Annotated in this window: 17 protein-coding genes and 7 tRNA genes; 20 read left to right on the top strand and 4 right to left on the bottom strand. The window is 30.9% G+C overall.

What is annotated here, in order from left to right:
• The first annotated feature begins 21 nt into the window (after nt 1–21).
• From lonC to ACI48Q_RS19515, 7 genes are all read left to right on the top strand, one after another.
• Nucleotides 22–1,914 (top strand): Lon family ATP-dependent protease, encoded by a 1,893-nt coding sequence (gene lonC, locus ACI48Q_RS19545; RefSeq protein ID WP_474920794.1) that lies wholly within the window; start codon nt 22–24, stop codon nt 1,912–1,914.
• A 65-nt stretch (nt 1,915–1,979) separates the two neighbouring features.
• Complete coding sequence (locus tag ACI48Q_RS19540) at nt 1,980–3,311, top strand: replicative DNA helicase (protein ID WP_474920793.1); 1,332 nt, start codon at nt 1,980–1,982, stop codon at nt 3,309–3,311.
• A gap of 157 nt (nt 3,312–3,468) precedes the next feature.
• Nucleotides 3,469–3,747 (top strand): TM2 domain-containing protein, encoded by a 279-nt coding sequence (locus ACI48Q_RS19535; protein ID WP_474920792.1) that lies wholly within the window; start codon nt 3,469–3,471, stop codon nt 3,745–3,747.
• Nucleotides 3,748–3,855: 108 nt separating this feature from the next.
• The gene (locus ACI48Q_RS19530; protein ID WP_474920791.1) at nt 3,856–4,815 is read left to right on the top strand and encodes a 3'-5' exoribonuclease YhaM family protein; all 960 of its coding nucleotides are present in this window, start codon (nt 3,856–3,858) and stop codon (nt 4,813–4,815) included.
• A gap of 148 nt (nt 4,816–4,963) precedes the next feature.
• Nucleotides 4,964–5,506, top strand: coding sequence for a biotin transporter BioY (locus ACI48Q_RS19525; protein ID WP_474920790.1), 543 nt, complete (start codon nt 4,964–4,966; stop codon nt 5,504–5,506).
• A 198-nt stretch (nt 5,507–5,704) separates the two neighbouring features.
• Entirely contained in the window at nt 5,705–7,084 is a 1,380-nt protein-coding gene (locus tag ACI48Q_RS19520; RefSeq protein WP_474920789.1) for an NAD(P)/FAD-dependent oxidoreductase, read from the top strand.
• Between the two features lie 47 nt (nt 7,085–7,131).
• Complete coding sequence (locus ACI48Q_RS19515) at nt 7,132–8,418, top strand: adenylosuccinate synthase (RefSeq protein ID WP_474920788.1); 1,287 nt, start codon at nt 7,132–7,134, stop codon at nt 8,416–8,418.
• Nucleotides 8,419–8,453: 35 nt separating this feature from the next.
• Here ACI48Q_RS19515 and ACI48Q_RS19510 read toward each other — a convergent pair whose 3' ends face one another.
• Complete coding sequence (locus tag ACI48Q_RS19510; protein WP_474920787.1) at nt 8,454–9,293, bottom strand: MerR family transcriptional regulator; 840 nt, start codon at nt 9,291–9,293, stop codon at nt 8,454–8,456.
• 31 nt (nt 9,294–9,324) lie between these two features.
• The gene (locus ACI48Q_RS19505; RefSeq protein ID WP_474920786.1) at nt 9,325–10,557 is read right to left on the bottom strand and encodes an aminoacetone oxidase family FAD-binding enzyme; all 1,233 of its coding nucleotides are present in this window, start codon (nt 10,555–10,557) and stop codon (nt 9,325–9,327) included.
• Nucleotides 10,558–10,937: 380 nt separating this feature from the next.
• Between ACI48Q_RS19505 and ACI48Q_RS19500 the strand changes: the two genes are divergently transcribed.
• From ACI48Q_RS19500 to ACI48Q_RS19470, 7 genes are all read left to right on the top strand, one after another.
• Nucleotides 10,938–11,012: transfer RNA gene (locus ACI48Q_RS19500), tRNA-Glu, on the top strand.
• A gap of 5 nt (nt 11,013–11,017) precedes the next feature.
• Nucleotides 11,018–11,093 (top strand) — tRNA-Val (locus ACI48Q_RS19495).
• A 7-nt stretch (nt 11,094–11,100) separates the two neighbouring features.
• A tRNA-Asp gene (locus ACI48Q_RS19490) sits at nt 11,101–11,177 on the top strand.
• Nucleotides 11,178–11,236: 59 nt separating this feature from the next.
• Nucleotides 11,237–11,311: transfer RNA gene (locus ACI48Q_RS19485), tRNA-Glu, on the top strand.
• 5 nt (nt 11,312–11,316) lie between these two features.
• Nucleotides 11,317–11,392, top strand: a tRNA-Val gene (locus ACI48Q_RS19480).
• Nucleotides 11,393–11,404: 12 nt separating this feature from the next.
• Nucleotides 11,405–11,481, top strand: a tRNA-Asp gene (locus ACI48Q_RS19475).
• Between the two features lie 6 nt (nt 11,482–11,487).
• Nucleotides 11,488–11,562 (top strand) — tRNA-Thr (locus tag ACI48Q_RS19470).
• A gap of 118 nt (nt 11,563–11,680) precedes the next feature.
• On the opposite strand, the gene ACI48Q_RS19465 is transcribed toward ACI48Q_RS19470, so the two are convergent.
• Entirely contained in the window at nt 11,681–12,655 is a 975-nt protein-coding gene (locus ACI48Q_RS19465; protein ID WP_474920785.1) for an ATP-binding protein, read from the bottom strand.
• Nucleotides 12,648–13,631, bottom strand: a complete 984-nt coding sequence (locus ACI48Q_RS19460) for a DnaD domain protein (RefSeq protein ID WP_474920784.1) — start codon at nt 13,629–13,631, stop codon at nt 12,648–12,650. The genes ACI48Q_RS19465 and ACI48Q_RS19460 overlap by 8 nt, the downstream gene beginning before the upstream one ends.
• A gap of 197 nt (nt 13,632–13,828) precedes the next feature.
• Here ACI48Q_RS19460 and ACI48Q_RS19455 point away from each other — a divergent pair, with 197 nt between their 5' ends.
• The 6 genes from ACI48Q_RS19455 to fabD all read left to right on the top strand — a co-directional run bounded on the left by ACI48Q_RS19455 (nt 13,829) and on the right by fabD (nt 18,404).
• Nucleotides 13,829–14,476: a M23 family metallopeptidase gene (locus ACI48Q_RS19455; protein WP_474920783.1), complete on the top strand. Its 648-nt coding sequence runs from the start codon at nt 13,829–13,831 to the stop codon at nt 14,474–14,476.
• A gap of 274 nt (nt 14,477–14,750) precedes the next feature.
• Nucleotides 14,751–15,215 (top strand): MarR family winged helix-turn-helix transcriptional regulator, encoded by a 465-nt coding sequence (locus ACI48Q_RS19450; RefSeq protein WP_474920782.1) that lies wholly within the window; start codon nt 14,751–14,753, stop codon nt 15,213–15,215.
• Nucleotides 15,216–15,226: 11 nt separating this feature from the next.
• Entirely contained in the window at nt 15,227–16,201 is a 975-nt protein-coding gene (locus tag ACI48Q_RS19445; RefSeq protein WP_474920781.1) for a beta-ketoacyl-ACP synthase III, read from the top strand.
• A gap of 19 nt (nt 16,202–16,220) precedes the next feature.
• Nucleotides 16,221–16,454, top strand: a complete 234-nt coding sequence (gene acpP, locus ACI48Q_RS19440; protein WP_474920780.1) for an acyl carrier protein — start codon at nt 16,221–16,223, stop codon at nt 16,452–16,454.
• Between the two features lie 50 nt (nt 16,455–16,504).
• Complete coding sequence (gene fabK, locus ACI48Q_RS19435) at nt 16,505–17,452, top strand: enoyl-[acyl-carrier-protein] reductase FabK (RefSeq protein WP_474920779.1); 948 nt, start codon at nt 16,505–16,507, stop codon at nt 17,450–17,452.
• Between the two features lie 10 nt (nt 17,453–17,462).
• On the top strand, nt 17,463–18,404 hold the full coding sequence (fabD, locus tag ACI48Q_RS19430; RefSeq protein WP_474920778.1) for an ACP S-malonyltransferase: 942 nt from the start codon (nt 17,463–17,465) through the stop codon (nt 18,402–18,404).

The following is an 18,404-nucleotide window of genomic DNA, read 5'->3' as shown; positions in this document are numbered from 1 at the left end:
TTCTTCCTATGCTAATAAATTTTGAGAATAGAAACAGCAAGCGAAACAAAATTTTTCGATATTAATAAGGAATTACCAATAGATACTCAAATAGAAGTGATAAATGAACTTATGTATAAACTTTTAGATGAAGGAACTATTAGGTCTAAGACAGTAAAGTTTAAATTACAAAAGCATATGAATAGCAAGGATGTATACAGGAGATTATTTGCTATTAATAAAATAATAACTGATGGCAAAGGTATTGATATAGTACCAAATAGTTCTAATATAGATCAAGTATTAGAAGATACTACAGATAAATTAAGTGAGTTATTAGCTAAAAGATATGTTCAGAATAAAATCGAAGCAGATGTTGAAAAACATATAATTGAAAAACAGGACAAGTATATAGATGAAGTTAGATTAGGAATTATAAAGAAGCAAAAAGGGCCTGAAAATAGTAAAACTTTAAAAAAGTATACTGATTTAGAATGTTTAGATGATAAGAAATTAAATAAAAATATAATGAGTATGTTAAGACCAGAAAGTTTTAGCGAAATAGTTGGTCAAGAGAGAGCGATTAAGTCGCTGATATCTAAAATGGCTTCTCCATATCCACAGCATATTATTCTATATGGTCCTCCAGGAGTAGGGAAAACTACTGCTGCGAGACTTGCATTAGAAGAAGCTCAAAAAATGAAGCATACTCCTTATGACAAGGATGCTAAGTTTGTTGAGGTGGATGGTACTACACTAAGGTGGGATCCAAGAGAAATATCAAATCCATTATTAGGTTCAGTACATGACCCTATTTATCAAGGTAGTAAGAGAGATTTAGCTGAAACAGGTACACCTGAGCCTAAGACAGGGTTGGTAACAGAGGCCCACGGAGGAGTATTATTTATTGATGAGATAGGAGAACTTGATTTTACACTTCAAAACAAACTTTTAAAAGTCCTTGAAGACAAGAGAGTTGAATTTTCATCATCATACTATGATCCAGATGACGAAAACACTCCTAAATATATAAAATACTTATTTGATAAGGGAGCTCCAGCAGACTTTGTATTAATAGGAGCAACTACAAGAGAGCCATCAGAAATAAATATGGCGCTTAGATCTAGATGTACAGAAGTATATTTTGAGCCATTATCTAGAAAAGATATAGAAAATATAGTATTAAATGCTGCTAAAAAGTTAAATATTAAACTAGAGGACGAAGTGGCTAGTGAAATAAGCAGATATACTATAGAAGGAAGAAAGGCAGTAAATATACTTGCAGATGTTTATGGCTATACGCTTCTAAATAGTGAAGAGCCAGAAGGAGATATAGAAATAACTATAAAATCTCTTAATGAAGTAGTTTCTAATAATCGATTAAAGCCTTATGAGGAATTAGGAAATCTAGACAGCTCACAGGTAGGTCAAATATTTGGACTTGGAGTTTCAGGTTTTTTGGGATCTACTATTGAGATAGAATGTTCAGTATTTGAGAGCAGAGAGAGTGGTAAAGGTTCTGTAAGATTTAATGAAACAGCAGGTTCAATGGCTAAGGATTCAGTGTTTAATGCAGCATCAGTGATAAGAAAAGTTACTCAGAAGGATATGAAAGACTATGATGTTCATGTTAATATTATAGGTGGAGGCAAGATTGATGGACCTTCAGCAGGAGCTGCAATAACTGCATGTATAATAAGTGCATTACTTGACAAACCTATAAAACAGCATATAGCTGTTACTGGAGAGATATCTTTAAGAGGAAAAGTAAAGCCAGTAGGAGGAATAGCTGAAAAAATATATGGAGCTAGGAGAAAAGGAATAAAGAAAGTTATAATTCCAATAGATAATTTTAAAGAAGCTCCTAAAAATCTTAATGATATAGAAATAATTCCTATATCGACTATAGAAGAATTATTAGATTTAGTATTTTAATTTAAATAAAAACCCTGCTATTATTAATTATAGTGGGGTTAATTTAAATTTAAGGAGGGATATAAATGGAAGGCGAAATAAGGGTGATGCCTCAGAATATTGAAGCTGAGCAATCGGTACTTGGTTCTATGCTTATAGATAAAAATGCTATTGCAGAGGCTGCAGAGATATTAAATGGTGAAGATTTTTACAAAGATGTTCATAAAACTATCTTTTCAGTGATAAAAGAGCTCTATCAAAAAGATATACCAGTAGATATGATAACTTTAGTAGATTATTTAAAATCAAAGGATAAATTAGATGCGGTTGGAGGTATAACCTATATTACAGATATAAGTACATCAATACCTTCTACTGCGAACTTATCCTCCTATATAAATATAGTTAAAGATAAATCTACTTTAAGAAGGTTAATACGTAGCTCTACAGAAATAATTGAAGCCAGTTATAGAAAACAAGATAAGGTAGAGGATATTATAGATTTAGCTGAAAAAAAGATATTTAACATTTCAGAGCAGAGAAGTACAAGTGATTTTGAACCCATGAGTGCGGTACTAGAGAGAGGATTTTTAGAAATAGAAAAAATCTTTAACAATAGAGGACAATTAACAGGTGTAGGTAGCGGATTTAGGGCACTAGATGAAAAGACTACAGGATTTCAAAAAGGAGATATGGTACTTATTGCTGCAAGACCATCTATGGGAAAAACTACGTTTGCATTAAATATAGCTCAAAATGCGGCTATAAGGCAAGGCAAACATGTAGCAATATTCTCTTTAGAGATGAGTAAGGAACAATTGGCCTATAAGCTATTATGTGCAGAGGCAAATGTAGATATGGTTAGGCTTAGAAATGGGGATTTGGATGATAGAGATTGGGAAAATATAGCGAGAGCATCGGGTCCTTTGGCAGAGGCTAAAATATTTATTGATGATACAGCAGGTATATCTGTAATGGAGATGAGGTCTAAATGTAGAAGGTTGAAAATGGAACATGGTATTGACTTAATATTAATAGACTATTTGCAGCTTATGAGTGGAAGTAATTCAGAAAGTAGACAACAGGAAGTATCAGAAATATCAAGAAATATAAAGGCAATAGCAAAAGAAATGCAATGCCCTGTAATAGCACTATCTCAGCTATCACGTGCTCCAGAGCAGAGAGCGGACCACAGGCCTATGTTATCAGATTTAAGAGAGTCTGGGTCAATTGAGCAAGATGCTGACCTTGTTATGTTTTTATATAGAGAATATTATTATAGTAAAGAAAAAGAAGATGAAAACTTAGCAGAGTGTATAGTTGCTAAACATAGAAATGGTGAGGTTGGAACAGTTAATCTTGCATGGATAGGTAAGTACAGTAAGTTTGGAGATTTAGACTTAGTTCATAAGGATTAGTAATATAAAGTGTAAAATTTTGAAGAAACTTTTGTAATATATTTAGACTCTTTGATATATTATACTTTCATTTTAAATTCTATACTAAATTTGTGCATATATGATAAGAAAATTACATAAGGATATATATATAAATTTGAGAGGTGAATATATCCTTATGAGTGAGAGAGAATTCAATATAAGTGAAATAAAAGAAGAGAAAAGTATTAGTGATAAGAGCTGGTCAGTAACTTTACTTCTATGTATATTTTTAGGTATTATAGGTTTTCACAGATTTTATGTTGGAAAAGCAGGAACTGCTATTATAATGTTATTGACATTAGGGGGATTTGGTATATGGGCTCTAGTAGATTTAATAAGGATTATAATAAATAATTTCGAAGATGAAGATGATAGAGTTATAAAGAGAAAATCCAACATAACTGAAGAAGATTAAAAGATGTGAAAAAAACACATCTTTTTCTTCTATTTTTAAATGTTGTATATTTATATTTAATTTGATAATATTCATATATTAGGTAGTAATGTTTTTAAGGAGATAAATATGGATAGTAGAAAGATAAGTGAATTTAATAAGAATGATAGGATAGAGGGTTATTATTTAGTAAAAACTGTAGACTGTAAAGTTACTAATAATAGCAATACAAATAAATACTTAGACTTTAATATTACAGATTGTACCGGTGAAATAAATGCAAAGTTATGGGATTGCAATGATGAAATAGAGAAGCTATTTAAAGATAATATGCTGATTAAAGTAAGAGGCGTAGTAAATGAGTATAGAGGTAAATTACAACTAAAGATAGAAAAGGTTAGACCTGTAGTAGATACTGATAATGTTAATATAGATGATTTTGTGGCCTCTGCACCCTATACTTCAGAAGATATGTTTGAGATTATACTGGATTATATAGAAAAAATACAGAATGAAGATATTAAAAATATAACTGAAACTATTATAAGAAAATGTAGTGATAAATTAATGCATTATCCTGCGGCAAAATCCAATCATCATGCTATAAAGGGCGGATTATTATATCATACCACCACTATGTTAAAGGCTGGAGAAAAGATGCTAGAAATATACACTCATTTAAATGGAGGGTTATTATATGCGGGAATAATACTTCATGACATAGCTAAAATTTTTGAAATGGAATCAAGTGAGCTAGGTATTGTTTCTAAATATAGTACTGAGGGACAGCTTTTAGGTCATATTATTCAAGGAATTAATTTAATTGAAAATGCAGCAGTAGAAGTAAAGGCTAATAAAGAAGTAGTAATGCTATTACAGCATATGATATTAACCCATCATTATGAACCAGAATACGGAAGTCCTAAAAAGCCTATGATTCCAGAGGCAGAAATGCTACATCATCTAGATATGATAGATGCTAGAATGTATGATATGAAAAAAGTTTTAAAGGATACTACTGAAGGGGAATTTTCAGAAAAAGTATTTAGTTTAGATGGGATAAGTATATATAAAACGACTATTAATTAGAAATTTAAAAAACATCATGGATTTTAGTGTATCTATGGTGTTTTTATTTTAGATATAGAGGATTTATTATTGACACTTTTGGAGTATTAGCTATAATTATATTGTAAACCTTAAAATAAAATAGGTTTACAATATAAGGGGGAGAAATATGAAGAAGTTAACGATAAGAGATTTAATTATGTGTGGACTTTTTGCAGCAATAACATCAGTATTATCTCAAATATCTATACCAATTCCATTTAGTCCAGTTCCATTTACTATGCAAACACTTGCTGTAGCATTATGTGGAGTTATACTAGGAGCTAGGAAAGGATTTATAGCACAGCTTATATACATAGCATTAGGGGTAGTTGGGTTACCTGTGTTCTCTGGATTTGCTGGAGGAATACCTAAAATATTAGGTCCTACAGGAGGTTTCATAATTTCATTTCCTATAATGGCATTAATAATAGGATATCTAAGCGATAGTAATATAAATAAACTTAAACTAAGTATTGGGATGATAGTATCTCTAATAATTAGCTATGCTATAGGAACATTACAAATGTCATTTGTTTTAGGTATAAGCTTTGGTAAGGCATTGACTATAGGAGTAATTCCATTCATAATATTAGATCTTATCAAAATGGGTATAGTTACTACAATTGGAGAAAAGCTTAAAAAAAGAGTAATGATGAGTATAATAAGATAGAGATATTAGGAATAATAAGAGTGGAGTGGAAATACGAACATTCCACTCTGTTTTTATTATGAAAAATACGCAATTGTTGATGATATATATGTATACTTATAATATGTTGCGAAATATTTTTTTATATTTTAGTTAATTATTCGTATTATTATTGAAAATGAATTATGTGTTTGATAAGATATTTATGGGGTGATTAACATGTGTAATAATTATGATGTTATTATAGTTGGAGCTGGAGCTAGTGGAATTTTTGCTGCCTATGAATTAAGTGGTTTAAATTCTAAAGTTAAAACTCTAATTATAGAAAAAGGAAATAGCTTAGAAAAAAGAAGATGTCCAATTGATGGAAAAAAAATCAAAGCATGTATCCATTGTAAGTATTGTAATATTATGAATGGATACGGTGGAGCTGGAAGTTTATCTGATGGAAAATATAATATCACCAATAATTTTGGTGGAGATTTATACAAATATATAGGTAAAGAAGAGGCTCTAGATCTTATGTATTATGTTGATAAGGTACTTTGTGATAATGGAGGAAGTGATGCTAAACTATACTCTACAGCAAATAGTTCTCTAAAAACAGAGGCCCTAAAAAATGATTTACATTTGTTAGATGCTAAGGTTAGACATCTAGGAACTGATAGAAATGTTAAAATTCTAGGTAATATGTATGATAAATTAAAAGAAGAAGTAGACATGATATTTAATACTGAAGTTATAGATATAGAGAAGCAAGGGGAAGAATTCATAATATCTACTGAAAAAGAGCAATATAGATGCAAAGACTTAATTGTTGCTACAGGACGCTCTGGGTCTAAATGGGCATCTAAAATGTGTGAAAAGCTAGGTATATCAACTAAGAGCAATAGAGTAGATATTGGAGTTAGGGTAGAGCTTCCAGCAGCAGTTTTTGAGCATATAACTTCAGAAGTTTATGAAAGCAAGATAGTTTATAGAACTAAAAAGTATGGTGATTTAGTTAGAACTTTTTGCATGAACCCTCATGGTGAAGTTGTTAGTGAGAACACTAATGGGATAGTAACAGTTAATGGACACAGCTACTCAAATCCGGATTTCCATACAGAAAATACTAATTTTGCCTTATTAGTATCCAATAGCTTTACAGAACCATTCAAAGATAGTAACGAGTATGGAGAATCTATAGCAAAGCTAAGCAATATGCTAGGAGGAGGAGTACTTGTACAACGGTTTGGAGATTTAATAAAAGGTAGAAGAACTAATGATCATAGAATGGATAAAAGTTTTATAAATCCAACTCTAAAGGCTACTCCAGGTGATTTAAGTTTAGTTATTCCCAAGCGCCAACTAGATGCCATTATAGAAATGATATATGCACTAGATAAAATAGCTCCAGGAACAGCTAATGAAGATACTTTACTTTATGGAGTAGAGGTTAAATTCTATAATTCTAACGTACAAGTAGATAATAATTTAGAAACTAAAGTCAAGAACCTATATGTTCTAGGTGATGGTTCAGGAGTTACCCATTCACTTTCACAGGCATCTGCCAGTGGTGTTTATGTAGCTAGAATTTTGAATAAAAAATATAATTAATCTTCATTTATTATAATTAATTCAGTATAAGGAAGAGAGGTATTCTTATGTCAGCATTTGTAGTATTAGGAGCTCAATGGGGAGATGAAGGAAAAGGTAAGATGACTGATTATCTTGCAGAGACAGCCGACGTGGTTGTAAGATTTCAAGGTGGTAATAATGCAGGTCATACAGTTGAGGTAGGAGAGAAACAATATAAGCTTCACTTAATTCCATCAGGTATATTATATAGTAGTAAACTTAATATTATAGGAAATGGTGTAGTTGTAGATCCAGAAGCACTATTTAAAGAAATGGATTACTTAAAAGGCTTAGGAGAGGATATAACTCCAGCAAGATTGCTTGTAAGTGATAGGGCGCAGGTTATAATGCCATACCATAGGATATTAGATACGCTTAAAGAAGAAGCAAGGGGAAAAAATGACATTGGAACTACTAGAAAAGGAATAGGACCATGTTATACAGACAAATTTGAAAGATGTGGAATAAGAGTATGTGATCTTATTAAACCACATGTATTAAAGGAAAAATTAGAAGAGTATTTAAAAGATAAAAATGATACTATTGTTAGACTATATAATGGAAAAGCTTTAGATTTTAATGAAGTTTACGAAACTTATGTAAAATATGGAGAGAGATTAAAGCCTTATGTAGCTGATACGTCAGTAAAAATATATGAGAGCATTAAAGCTAATAAGAAGGTTTTATTTGAAGGAGCTCAGGGAACACTTCTTGACATAGATTTCGGTTCTTATCCTTTTGTAACATCCTCTAACACTATATCAGGAGGAATATGTACAGGAGCAGGAATAGGCCCTACTATGATAGATGGCGCAGTTGGAATAGTAAAAGGATATACTACAAGAGTTGGTAAAGGACCATTCCCAACAGAGCTTAACGATGAGACTGGTGATTGGATAAGAGAAAAGGGATTTGAATATGGAACTACAACTGGAAGAAGTAGAAGATGTGGATGGCTGGATTTAGTTATATTAAAGACAGCGGCAAGAGTTTCAGGGTTAACTAGTTTTGGAGTAACTAAAATAGATACATTAGCAGGTCTTGAAAAATTAAAGGTATGTATTGGATATAAATTAGATGGGGAAGTAATAGATTATTTCCCAGCAAGCCTTGATGATTTAGCTAAATGTGAACCAGTATATGAAGAGTTTGATGGATGGGATAGCAGTATAAATGATGCTAGAAACTATGAGGAACTTCCTGAGAATGCTAAGATATACTTAAAGAAGATAGAAGAGTTTACAGGGGTTAAAATATCAATAGTTTCTGTAGGACCAAGAAGAGATCAAACAATGATGGTTGGAGAAATATAAAATAATATTATATAAAAATAAAAGATGCAGATTTATCAGTTTGCATCTTTTATTTTTATACTTATTTCAAACAGAGACACATCCTCATGAGTTATAGGAATCCAAGATAATAAGGCCGTTTCATAGAAATTCCCTTCCACTTCAATATTATTATTTACTATATATTTGTATAGTATTTCATAGTATTTTATCTTGTTTTTATAAGAATCTATATATTTTAGACATAGATAATCTCCAGCCTTTAAAGTGGAAATAGGTAAATTTAGTTTTATATCCTTGGGCATTTCAACAAATGTATTTAAGTATTTAATAGTTCTATTTTTTACAAAAGAATTATAACTTACTGTAAGGCCTACTTGCTCTAAAAATGGAATACCATTTTCTTCAAAGATATTCATAGCCTTTCTAAGGGGTATTTCTAAGTCATATAAATCACTATTCTCATTATAATTGGATTTAATAGGAAGAATATTCATAGTATCCATATGCTGAATATAAACCACATTTAAATCCTCTAAATCAAAATATTCATCTATTTCTTTAAGCTTATTATCAATTATAGATTTTATATTCTGAAGCTCTTTTATTTTTTTATCTATGTTATTATGTTGTTCATTTAATGCTTGGAAAAATAAATTTATATCACTGCCATTAGATAATATCTCTTTAATTTTTTCTAAGGATAAACCAGAAAATTTAAGATATTTAATTACATCTAAAATAAAAAATTGTTCTATGGAATAGTATCTATAACCAGTGTTTTTATTAACGTAACTAGGTTTAAATAAATCAATTCTATCGTATAACCTTAGAGTTTGTATAGATAGGTTATGAAATTTTGCCATATCCCCAATAGATAAGTATTTTTTATTCATAAAACCTCCTTTAAATAAATTATGAAGCATTTTATTTAAGTATTGAATGAATATGCTCAATAGACGCGCTTGATGAACTCCAAGCCCATTGTAGATTAAAACCACCACAATCTCCATCTACATCCAATATTTCGCCTCCAAAGTAAAGTCCTTTTACTAATTTGGATTGAAGAGAAGTACTATCTACTTCTTTAGTATTAACTCCACCTAAGGTTACTTGAGCATTCTCAAAGGAATTTGTATTAATTACCTTAAAATTCCAAGCATGAAGTAAGTTGTATATATTGGTTTTACTTTTATAGTCTAGAGCATAGGTTGACATATGAATATCTTCAATACCAGCTTCTTTTAAAATTACTGGTATGAGTTTTTTATTTATAATACCTATAAGATTAGTATAGATACTTCTATAGGAGAATATTTCAAAGTGATTTTCTAAAAAATCTACCATTTCATTATAAGGTAATGTGATTAGACTTATTTTAAGAGATACTTCATTGTTATTAAGAATTCCTTTTGAAGCAATTCTACTTAATTGAAGTATAGGAGGCCCTGAAATACCATAATCAGTAAATAATATTTCTCCACTCTCTTCTTTTTGAAATACATCATTCACTAGAATTTTACAAGTTCCTTCAAATTTAACTCCAGAAATGGCATTTAGTCTATTATATTCTAATTTTAACTGCACAAGACCAGGTGATGGATTTATTATAGTGTGACCTAATGATTTCGCCAGTTTATATCCAGAGCCATCAGAGCCTGTCTTTGTATAACTTTTTCCGCCAGTACATAATAGTAAGTTTTTGCATTGAAATACATCATTATTATTACATATGACTTTGAAGTTCTTTTCCTTAGATATATTTGTAACTTTGCTATTCAAATATATAGGTATATTTCTATCCTCCAAATTAATTCTAAGAATATCTATAACAGAAGAGGCTTGAAGACTCATAGGATATATTTTATTTTCATCAAGAACCACTGTATAAATACCCAAGTAGTTAAAAAAGTTTAAAGTGTGATTAAGATTGAATTTCTCTAATATATTTTTAAAAAAAGGTGAATTATCGCTGTGAAATCTATTAGTATTTAGCTGATTATTGGTTATATTACATCTACCATTTCCAGTAGTTAATAGTTTTTTACCTATTCTATCATTTCCATCAATAATAGCTACATCGATACCTAAATCTTTAGCTTTAATAGCAGCCGCTATACCACAGGCGCCACCACCAATAATAATAAGATCATGATACAAATTAAAATCTCCCTTCAGTTCTGAATTAGTATTAGGTATATAAAATATTATAGTTATAAGTATATCCAACTTTTTTTAGTTCAACAAGGTAGGTGATATTGTATAAAATAATTGTATTATCAATTATGTAATCGAAGAATAGATTATAAAGTAAAATAACATAATAATGTTAAAAATACGAGAAATATTCATATATTAATACTACATTATATCGAAAAACTCTAAATATTATTAGAATATAAGTAAATTTTATAAGGATGATTAAAAATTTGAAAAAAATAAATAAAATAGTTTTTAAAAAAGTGTTGACATTAGATTAGAATTTTTGTATTATAATACATGTCGGGTGAGCCGACAAAAACAAAAGCAAAAAGACATATGGCTCCTTGGTCAAGCGGTCAAGACACCACCCTTTCACGGTGGTAACAGGGGTTCGATTCCCCTAGGAGTCACCATTTGTGGTCGCATAGCTCAGCTGGGAGAGCATCTGCCTTACAAGCAGAGGGTCACAGGTTCGATCCCTGTTGTGACCACCACATATATGGCCCAGTGGCTCAGTTGGTTAGAGTGCCGGCCTGTCACGCCGGAGGTCGAGGGTTCGAGTCCCTTCTGGGTCGCCAATTTACTAAAAATCTTAGGTAGTCTACTAAGAATTAGTAAAACATAATAATTCACATATGGCTCCTTGGTCAAGCGGTTAAGACACCACCCTTTCACGGTGGTAACAGGGGTTCGATTCCCCTAGGAGTCACCATTTATGGTCGCATAGCTCAGCTGGGAGAGCATCTGCCTTACAAGCAGAGGGTCACAGGTTCGATCCCTGTTGTGACCACCATAAACTTAATATGGCCCAGTGGCTCAGTTGGTTAGAGTGCCGGCCTGTCACGCCGGAGGTCGAGGGTTCGAGTCCCTTCTGGGTCGCCATAGTTTGCTGGCATGGCTCAACGGTAGAGCAGCTGACTTGTAATCAGCAGGTTGTAGGTTCGATTCCTATTGCCAGCTCCAAAAAAGTTCTAGAGAAATCTAGGACTTTTTTATTTTATGAATAGATATTTCTTAAATATATATTAATCTAAAAGTAGAAAGTGGTAGATAAATTTTAAATATTATCTACCACTTTAATTTATTTATTCAAAAATTTCTTTTGTAGTCTTATATCATCACCATAGAATTTACATAGAGTAAAGTTACCTATCAATCTAGAGGTAATTCTTTCAGAATAAATATTAGTTAACTCTTCAAGAGAATAATTAGTGGACACTATCATCTTCTTATTATTCAACAATCTAGAGTTTAGCAGATTAAATAACTCAGTCTTTGAGAAGTCAGAAGACATTTCAGTACCTAAGTCATCTATAATTAATAAATCACAATTATTAATATACTCTTCTAAGGTTAAGTTACCATTAAAACGAATATCTCTTATTGATTTAATTAATTCTTCTGCAGTTTTATATATGACGAAATATCCCTTATCAATTAGATCTTTGGCAATACAATGAGATAGAAATGTCTTACCTGTTCCAGAACTACCATAGAATAATAAGTTCTCATCGTTATTGTTAAAGTTCTTTATAAAATTCAAACTTGAGCTAGCAATATTTCTTATATTATCTTTAGGACTATATTTCTCAGGTCCTTTTTTATCACTATAGTATTGCAGGTTAAAATTATCAAAATTATTTTTTTCCAGCATAAAGCATAGAGCAGAATTTTCATAATATATCTTTACTAATTTATTTTTGTAACAAGAACACTTATCTGACCCAATGAATCCAGTATCTTTACACTTATTACAATCATATTGAGGTTGTAAATAATCTAAAGGATATCCATGTTCAACTAATAATTCACCTTTTCTCATTCTCAAAGTAGTTATAGTTTCTTTTAATTCTTTAAGATATTCCTCACGTTTATCTAAAGCTTGAAGTGTATTTAAAGAAACAGAGAGACAAAGCTTCCCTATTTCTTTTTCAATTCTTTTTATTTCTGGTAATTTTAGTTCAATTTCTGACTTACGATTCTCTAGAGACTTTTTCTGCCTAGAGTTTATTTCATCATAAATTTTCATTACTTGTAAATGATGATTACTAATCATTATTATCCCATCCTAAAAGTTTTCTTTCTAAAGCATCAAAATCATAAGTTCTTTGGTTATAATTAGTAAAGTTTCCCTTAGAATTATTCGGATTATTTATTATAGATTTAGGAGCAATTTTTTTTCTATCTTTAAGCTCAATATCTTGAAGGGTCTTAATATTGTCCTTAAACCAGCTATTGAGTATACCATCTATATATTTAAAATCTGCTCTATTTAATCTCTCAAAACAAACATCACAGGCTTTGTATATAATGTCTATAGGAAATTTATATACATTCAACCATTTTTCTAGAAGTTCTTCCTGGGGCTTCATTACATCACCATTTTTAACACCAAGATAAGTTAGTATTTTTCTTATATTCATCCATTTATCTTCATGTTTCTTTATATAATTTTGAGCTGCATCTATGTCTTTTATATTAAAATCATGCCAAGATATGGCTATAGTCTCTATATATCTATAATCAGCTTTTCCTTTAGATACACAATATTCAATAAGTAATAAAATAAGTTCTGGAGAAAAACCAAAGTCTTTTTGCCAACCTAGATAGGTTGACATTTCTTTAGGAGAAAGAGGTCTTGCAAGAAGTCTTTCTATATCCTGAAGCATATCTTTAACTAGTGAGTTATCTAATTCCTTCAATAGATTAATAGGGCGCTCACCCTCTTGAGGAATATTTGTTAAATCAAGAAATTCAACATTGTAATTTCCGATATTGTCTATAGGGGTCAATTTGATAACTCCCTCATCATTCCAATAGTTCCAAGCATTAAGGACATCTGTTTCGAGAAGTGATAATGCAGAAGCTATAAGAGAAGAGCTAGCACCTATTTCACCACTAATACAATATTTAAGACCAAGTAAATATACTTTTACATATTCTCCTCTAGCCTTCGCCATGAAACTGTCAATAAAAACATTACTAACGGGAGTATAATCTAAGGTTTTGGATTTAAACATAAAAGTACTCATGACATCGCTACCTTTCTAACTACTATATGACTATACTTAAACATTATAGATTTAATGCTTATTATTATCAATAAAATTATATTATAAGTTTAGTATATCATAATAGCAATTATTTTAGAGTAAATATATATAAGAAAACTTATGTTTAATATTTTAAAAACAGGGAATATTATCATTTAGGTAAGGAGGTCATACTTATGAATAAAAGTTTTTGTTATAGGGTTATTATTATAGGAATATCGATAGTATGCATTTCAACTATGATAAGTGCCTTTAACAAAGTTACTACAAAAGAGATTCAGTTAAATAAAGAAAAAGTACCAGTAAAGATTGATGATGAGAAGATAGAGGTAAAAAATGAAAAGATAGAATTGAAGAACATGATAGCAGAAGCAATTGAAGAAGAAGAAAGAATAAGTAGAGGAGAAAATAATAATGACAATTCCAAAGAAGTATTTCTTCACAAATCGATACATACTCCAACAAGTGGAGTATTAACATCTACATTTGGAGAAAAAAGAGGGGAATCAATACATAAGGGAATTGATTTAGCAGCCCCTACAGGAACTCCGATAGAAGCAGCATTTACGGGAGTTATCAATTATTCAGGAGTAGCTAAAGGATATGGCAAGGTTGTTATAATAGATCATGACAATGGTATGCAAACAGTATATGCTCATTGTAATAAACTTTATGTAAACACAGGAGAGAATATTAATAGAGGACAATTAATCGCTGAGGTGGGAAATACTGGCGACAGTACAGGGCCACATCTTCATTTTGAATTGAAAATTAATGGAAATACTATAGATCCATTAGAATATAAAGGTGACTATCAATATTAAACAAAAAGTATTTATATAGAAAACTAAAATCCAAAGAGCGTTTTGTTCTTTGGATTTTAGTTTATCCATTAAGCAAACCCACGTGAAACTAAGAATAACTTGATAAAATAATAAATTTTAGAATATATATAATGAACAAAAATGAATAATGTGTTAAATTACTTTGATCATCAAATTAAATATATAAAAATTATTGACAGATAGGAAGATAAAATATATACTTTGACTATCAAATAATTTGAATATCAAACAAAAATTAAAGGAGGACTTATTTATGGCACCGCCTTCTTCAAATAAGAAAATATTAAATGAACTTTTAGTTGAAACCTTTAATGATATCTTAGAGATAGAGCAAAATGCTTTAAAGGATGGGGTTTTAAGTGACCTATCAATAACTGAGGTACATACAATTGATGCTATAGGTATGTATAGTGCAAGAACTATGACTGAAGTAGCTCAAGATTTAGGAATTACAGTAGGAACTTTAACTACAGCTATAAATAAATTAGTGAAAAAAGAGTATGTTGAAAGAGAAAGAGCTGAAGAGGACAGAAGATCAGTAATGATAGCCCTTACTAGAAAGGGAAAATTAGCTTATAGAATACATGAAAAATTTCATCAAGATATGATAACAGCTACTATTGAGGGACTAACTGAAGAAGAGGAAGAAGTTCTTATGAAGTCCTTAGATAAATTAAATAGATTTTTTAAAGCTAAATATAACCTTAAAAATAAGTAAAGGAGAGTACCATGAAAAATTTTAAAATAATAGGTACTGGTTCTTATATTCCTGATAATGTGGTAACCAATAAAAATCTTGAGGGTTTAGTAGATACATCCAATCAGTGGATTATCGAACGGACAGGAATAAGTGAAAGAAGAATATCTAAGGATGAAGATACATCTATAATAGCTTCTAAAGCAGCTCTGAAGGCTATAGAAAGTAGTGGAATTAATCCTGAAGATATAGAATTAATAATTGTGGGTACGGTTAGTCCAGACTCATTAGTTCCATCAGTAGCATGTAACGTTCAAAAAGCAATAGGAGCTAGTAATGCCATGGCTTTTGATATAAATGCTGCTTGTAGTGGGTTTATGTTTGGATTAAGTATAGTAGAGAATTTTATAGCTACAGGAAAGGTAAAAACCGCATTAATAATTGGAGCAGAGGTACTATCTAAAATCATTGATTGGAAGGATAGAGGAACCTGTATATTATTTGGTGATGGAGCAGGAGCTATAGTTGTTACAAGAAGTGAAGAGCGGGGAATATGCTCAATAAATTGTAAAAGTGTTGGAGCCAAAGGAGAATCTCTAACATGCGGAGGGGTAGATTTAGAAAATCCTTATACAAATAAAATTTCCTACAATTCTAAGATTAATATGAATGGTAAAGAAATATATAAATTTGCAGTGAGGGTAATGGAGCAAGAATTTAATAGAATATTGAAGGAACAATCCTTAACTAAGGAAGAAATAGATTTTATCATTCCGCATCAAGCAAACTTAAGAATGATAGAGAGTTTTAGTAAAAAGACTAATATAGCTATGGAAAAATTTATAATAAACCTAGACAGGGTAGGTAATACGTCAGCAGCTAGTATACCTATAGCATTGGATGAAGCAGTAAAAAACAATAGATTTAGAAACCAGGATAAAATTATGATTATAGGTTTTGGCGGAGGTCTAACTTTTGGTAGTGGATTAATAACATGGAGTATTTAAATTTAAGGAGGAATTATATATGGTATTAGAAAAAGTAAAAAAAATAATCGCAGATCAGTTATCTATGGAGATAGAGGAAGTTAAGGAAACTTCAACATTTTCTGATGATTTAGGAGTAGATTCTCTTGAAATATTTGAAATTGTCATGAGCTTAGAAGAAGAGTTTAACATAGAAATACCTAATGAAGATATTGAAAATATAAAATCAGTTGGAGATATAACGAATTATATAACTAGAAGAATAAATAACTAATTAAAGGGTCAGGTATTTAAATATCTGACCTTAACCATAGGGAGGTTAATATGTTCAAATCAGATATATGTGATATTTTAGGTATAGAATATCCTATAATTCAGGGAGGGATGGCCTGGATAGCGGATAGTAGTTTAGCGGCTGCAGTATCTAATGCAGGAGGTTTAGGAATTATAGCGGCAGGAAATAATGTCCCTGAGAATGTTAGAACTGAAATAAAAAAAGCAAAAGAACTTACCAACAAACCCTTTGGAGTAAATATTATGCTATTAAGCCCTAATGCTGATGAAATAGCTAGGATTGTATGTGAGGAAGGTGTAGAGGTAATCACCACAGGAGCGGGAAGTCCAGGTAAATACATGGATATGTGGAGAAGTCATAATATTAAGGTTATTCCAGTAGTTGCATCAACTGCATTAGCGAAAAGGATGGAAAGAAGTGGAGCACATATGGTAATAGCAGAAGGGTGTGAAGCAGGTGGACATATAGGTGAATTAACAACTATGGCTTTAGTACCTCAAGTAGTAGATGCTGTGAGCATACCAGTAATAGCAGCTGGTGGTATAGGCGATGGAAGAGGTATGGTGGCGGCTTTTGCATTAGGTGCCAAAGGTGTTCAAATAGGAACAAAATTTTTAGTAGCTAACGAATGTAATGTTCATGATAATTATAAAGAAAAGATTATAGGAAGTAAGGATATTGATTCTATAGTAACAGGTAGAAGTACAGGTCATCCTGTTAGAGTACTTAGAAATAAACTAAGTAGAGAGTTTGTAAATATAGAAAAGAGCGAAAAATCTTTTGAGGAGATTGAAAAATTAGGATCAGGAGCTTTAAGAAAAGCAGTAGTAGAAGGTGATGTAGATAATGGTTCAGTGATGGCTGGACAAATTGCAGCTATGATAAAACGAAGAGAGAGTTGTGAAGATATTATAAAAGATTTAGTAAGTAGTACTTTAGAGGTAATAGAACATTTAAAAAGAGAATTTAAAAATTAAAGAGGTTATTATGAGAAAAATAGGATTCATTTTTCCAGGGCAGGGTGCCCAGTATGTAGGTATGGGTAAGGAATTATATGATAATTTTATAGAAGCACAAGAAGTATTTAAAAATGCTAATAAAATCTTAAAAAGAGATGTGACCAAGTTATGTTTTAAAGGGCCAGTAGAAGAGTTAAATTCAACAGAAAATACTCAAGTTGCTATAGTAACTATGTCAATGGCAGCCTTAGAAGTATTAAAGAGTTTTGGAGTTAAACCTCACATGGTAGCAGGTTTTAGCTTAGGTGAGTATTCAGCCCTAATAGGTAGTGAAGTAATAAGTTTTTCTGATGGAATAAATATTGTAGAAAAAAGAGGAAAATTTATGAAAGAGGCTGGAGATTTAAGACCAGGGAAAATGGCAGCAGTTATTGGACTATCTGCTGAAGAGATACATCATGTATGTGATGAATGCGCTAATTTGGGAGTAATATCTATAGCTAATTACAATTGTCCTTCTCAGATAGTAATTTCCGGGGAAATAGAAGCTTTAAAAAAAGCCATGGAACAATGTATAGAAAAAGGTGCAAGAAGAGTCATAGAGCTTCCAGTTAGTGGAGCATTTCACACTACATTATTAAATACAGCTTCAGAAAAATTATTAAAGGAGTTAGAGGATATAGAATTTAGTGAACCAGTAATAGATATAGTTCCAAATGTAACAGGTAATAAGTTAGAAAAATATGAAGATATAAGAGAAATTTTAATGAATCAAATAAAAAATTCTGTACAATGGGAGAAAACCATAAGAACCATGATAGAAGATGGAGTTGAAATTTTTATTGAGGTAGGACCGAATAAAACTCTTAGTAGTTTTATTAAAAAAATCAATAGGTCAATTAAGGTGTTCAACATAGAAAATCTAGAGTCACTTAGGAGCACACTTAAAGAATTGAAAATAGAATTTTAG

Source organism: Clostridium sp. LXY-7 (genome assembly GCF_056172015.1).
Note: the sequence above shows the minus strand (reverse complement) of the source record. Positions and strands in the feature narration are given on the sequence as shown.

Bases quoted from the DNA above. Each gene is read 5' to 3' on its own strand.
- ACI48Q_RS19525 (WP_474920790.1), top strand. From the start codon at position 4,964: ATGAAGAAGTTAACGATAAGAGATTTAATTATGTGTGGACTTTTTGCA.
- ACI48Q_RS19540 (WP_474920793.1), top strand. From the start codon at position 1,980: ATGGAAGGCGAAATAAGGGTGATGCCTCAGAATATTGAAGCTGAGCAA.
- fabK (WP_474920779.1), top strand. From the start codon at position 16,505: ATGTTCAAATCAGATATATGTGATATTTTAGGTATAGAATATCCTATA.
- ACI48Q_RS19520 (WP_474920789.1), top strand. From the start codon at position 5,705: ATGTGTAATAATTATGATGTTATTATAGTTGGAGCTGGAGCTAGTGGA.
- ACI48Q_RS19445 (WP_474920781.1), top strand. From the start codon at position 15,227: ATGAAAAATTTTAAAATAATAGGTACTGGTTCTTATATTCCTGATAAT.
- ACI48Q_RS19465 (WP_474920785.1), bottom strand. From the start codon at position 12,655: ATGATTAGTAATCATCATTTACAAGTAATGAAAATTTATGATGAAATA.
- ACI48Q_RS19535 (WP_474920792.1), top strand. From the start codon at position 3,469: ATGAGTGAGAGAGAATTCAATATAAGTGAAATAAAAGAAGAGAAAAGT.
- ACI48Q_RS19455 (WP_474920783.1), top strand. From the start codon at position 13,829: ATGAATAAAAGTTTTTGTTATAGGGTTATTATTATAGGAATATCGATA.
- fabD (WP_474920778.1), top strand. From the start codon at position 17,463: ATGAGAAAAATAGGATTCATTTTTCCAGGGCAGGGTGCCCAGTATGTA.
- ACI48Q_RS19530 (WP_474920791.1), top strand. From the start codon at position 3,856: ATGGATAGTAGAAAGATAAGTGAATTTAATAAGAATGATAGGATAGAG.
- acpP (WP_474920780.1), top strand. From the start codon at position 16,221: ATGGTATTAGAAAAAGTAAAAAAAATAATCGCAGATCAGTTATCTATG.
- ACI48Q_RS19515 (WP_474920788.1), top strand. From the start codon at position 7,132: ATGTCAGCATTTGTAGTATTAGGAGCTCAATGGGGAGATGAAGGAAAA.
- ACI48Q_RS19510 (WP_474920787.1), bottom strand. From the start codon at position 9,293: ATGAATAAAAAATACTTATCTATTGGGGATATGGCAAAATTTCATAAC.
- ACI48Q_RS19450 (WP_474920782.1), top strand. From the start codon at position 14,751: ATGGCACCGCCTTCTTCAAATAAGAAAATATTAAATGAACTTTTAGTT.
- ACI48Q_RS19460 (WP_474920784.1), bottom strand. From the start codon at position 13,631: ATGAGTACTTTTATGTTTAAATCCAAAACCTTAGATTATACTCCCGTT.